Below are 3,186 nucleotides of genomic sequence, written 5' to 3' on the forward strand. Positions count from 1 at the left end.
CGATTCTATAGACGGCGTCGTTTCTGTCGACATCTAGGAGCGCTTGCGCGAGACAGTCCGCGAGGCGCTCTAGGATATGGAAGCCTGGTGTAGCGGTGTCCCGGCTGGGCTGTATGATTTTGACCTCCAGATGACGGCCGATACGACGTTCGGACGCCGGGCGTTCGACGTCAGACTCGCGCCACTGTACGACGCAACTGAAAAACAGGTCCTCATTGTCGCGCGAGACGTGACTGAACGCTACGAAGCACAGCAGCAACTCGAACAGGAGCGAGACGCGCTTCAGGCGGTCCAGCGGGTGATGGGAAATGCAACCCTCTCGGCCGACGAACGACTAACAAAGCTGCTCGAAATCGGCTGTCAAACGCTCGGACTCGACCTCGGTGTCGTCTCCAATATCGACGGGAACGACTACGAAATCCGTGCGATTCACCCGACCGGTGGCGAGATCTCTGTCGGCGACCGATTCGACCTCGGATCGACCTACTGCAAAGAGGTCGTCGAAAACGACGAGGTATGTTCATTCATAGACGCGGTCGACGCCGGATACGAGTCCCACCCCGCGTATCAGGAGTTCGGGCTGAAAGCGTATATCGGGGCCCCGCTCACAGTCGATGGCGAACGATACGGGACGGTGAACTTCTCCAGTTCGTCAACCCGTAAGACACCGTTCGGGGAGTTCGAGCGAACACTCGTCGAACTCCTCGGCGAACTGGTCAGCGCGGAGTTATCACGCGACCGCAGTCGAACCGAGCTCGAACAGACGAATCGGCGACTCGAATCACTCATCGAGACTGCACCGATGGCGATTATGGAAGTCGGTAGACGTGGAAACCTGCTTCTCTGGAATCAGGGTGCCGAAGAGATGTTCGGGTGGTCGAGAGAGGAGGTCATCGGAACGTTCAATCCGCTGGTTCCAGACGAGAAGATAGACGAGTACGAGAGTCACCTAGCAAAAACGTTTGCGGGCGAGCGAGTCTACGGCAAAGAGATTCGGCGGCAGACGAAAGCCGGAGACAAACTCGACTTGTTGCTCTCGACGGCCTCGATAGCGGACCCAGAAGGAGGCGTCGACCGGGTAATCGCCATCCTCGAAGATATCACGCCGCAGAAACGAATCGAGCGGAGTCTGCGGGAACTCCAGCAGACCGCACAGGAACTCACCGTCGCGTCGTCGACCGAGGAAGTCGGCGAAATCGCCGTCGAAGCCGCGGTCGACGTGCTCGGACTCGAGGTGACGAGTATCTGGGAGTACGACGAGCAGGAAGATGCGCTCGTCCCACTCACCGAGACGAGCGCGGCGCGCGACCTGTACGGGGAGACGCCGACACTCACGGCCGGAGAGAGTCTCGCCTGGGAGTCCTTCGAGTCGGGTGAAATCCGCGTCTACGACGACGTTCGACAACACGACGGCCGATACAACAAGGACACCGAGATGCGAAGTGAGATAATCGTCCCGCTCGGGCGGCACGGTCTCTTGCTCACCGGTTCGACGTCGTCGCGGGAGTTTACTGACCGTGACACCGACCTCTTTCGAATCCTCGCTGCGTCCGCCGAAGCCGCGATGGTTCGGGCGAAACGAGAGAACGAACTCAGGCGGCAGAACGAACGCCTTGACGAGTTCGCAGATGTCGTCGCTCACGACCTTCGGAATCCACTGACAGTCGCGTCCGGCTTTCTCGACATCGCTGCCGAAACCGGAAACGAACAGTACTTCGACCGGGTACGGTCCGCACACGAACGTATCGAGAACCTCATCGAAGACCTCCTCACGCTTTCCCGCGGCGAACGACCCATCGACGATAGCTCCGAAATCGACCTCGAGAAACTGGCGGAGGAGTCGTGGGGGTACGTCAATACCGACAAGGCGAACCTCTCACTCTCCGAGTCGCTACCGACGGTTCACGGGGATGCAAACCGGTTGAAGCACCTGTTCGAGAACTTGTTCCGGAACGCAATCGAACACGGTGGGGGCGACGTCAACGTGACAGTCGAAGAGCTTGCCGACGGGTCAGGGTTCGCTGTCGAAGACGATGGAGTCGGTATTTCGCCGGAGCGGCAAGCGGACGTGTTCGACCACGGCGTCTCGTACAGCGATGACGGAACCGGATTCGGGCTGAGTATCGTCGCCGCTATCGCCCGCGAACACGGGTGGTCGGTCTCGGTGACCGACGGAGCAGACGGCGGTGCCCGCTTCGAATTCGAATCTGAGCGCAGTGAATCCACGGAGAAAACAGCGCAGACGCAGTAACGAACGCGTCTGTCGGTAGGCGTCTCGACAGCGTTCGAACGAGAATCTGACTCTATGCTTTCGACGACAGTTGCTTGAAGAGGCTCTTCCCGGCGCTGCCGGAGACTTCCGTCAAGTCGGCGTGTACGTCGGCGATACGCCCGCGGATGTCACGGCCGACGACGCGCGGGTCAAACACCGACTTGTCAGGTGACCACTCGGTGTCGTTGAAGAACGTGTCGCGAGTGCCTTCGACGCCTTCCGGCGGGACGATGGCGTTGGGGTCTTCGCTGTAGAGGTCGTAGGCGGTCCGCGTGTACTCGTACTGGTAGCGCGTGTCCTTGTTGACCTTGCAGATGCCGTGTTTGAGCATCTCCTGAAGCTGGTCGGGCTGGACGCCCGAAGAGCCGTGGAGGACGAGCGGCGTATCGAGTCCGTGGTCGCGAAGCGCCTGACGAATGTCGCGCGCGAGGTCAGGGCGGAGTTCGAGGTCCTTACCCTTGGCGACGCCGTGTTGCGTGCCGACAGAGATAGCAAGCAGGTCAGCACCCGTCTTGTCGACGAACTCGACGGCCTGCTCGGGGTCCGTGTAGAACGCCTCTTCGGCTTCGATTTCGTCTTCGACGCCCTTGATTTGGCCGAGTTCGGCCTCGATGAGGGTGTCGGAGCCTGCGGCCTCGACCATCTCGACGACCTCGCGACTCGTCGCGACGTTCTCGTCGAACGGTTCGTGCGAGGCGTCAATCATAATCGATGACGGGATGTCGAGTTCGATTTGCTGCTCGATGAACTCGAGGTCCGTCTGGTGGTCCATGTTGAGGAAGACGCCGATGTCGTACTGCTCGGCGATGACCTCGATGTAGTTACCCATGGCCTTCAGGCCCGCGACAGGGTCACCGTTGCCCGCGAACTTGCAGGCCCCGCCGCTGAGTTGTAACAGAAGGTCCGAGTTCATC

The 3,186-nt window shown here is 60.1% G+C and carries 2 protein-coding genes; one reads left to right on the forward strand and one right to left on the reverse strand.

Annotated elements, in window-relative coordinates; translation table 11 throughout:
• The first annotated feature begins 76 nt into the window (after nt 1-76).
• Nucleotides 77-2,251 carry a GAF domain-containing protein gene (locus QT222_RS03750; protein WP_491476353.1) on the forward strand — a complete coding sequence of 725 codons (2,175 nt, stop codon included), beginning with the start codon at nt 77-79 and terminating at the stop codon, nt 2,249-2,251.
• A gap of 52 nt (nt 2,252-2,303) precedes the next feature.
• Here the strand turns inward: QT222_RS03750 and QT222_RS03755 are convergent.
• Nucleotides 2,304-3,186, reverse strand: an 883-nt coding sequence (locus QT222_RS03755; protein ID WP_491476354.1) for a class II fructose-bisphosphate aldolase, incomplete at its 5' end; no start/stop codon positions are given.

This window comes from Haloferax sp. s1 (assembly GCF_058382125.1).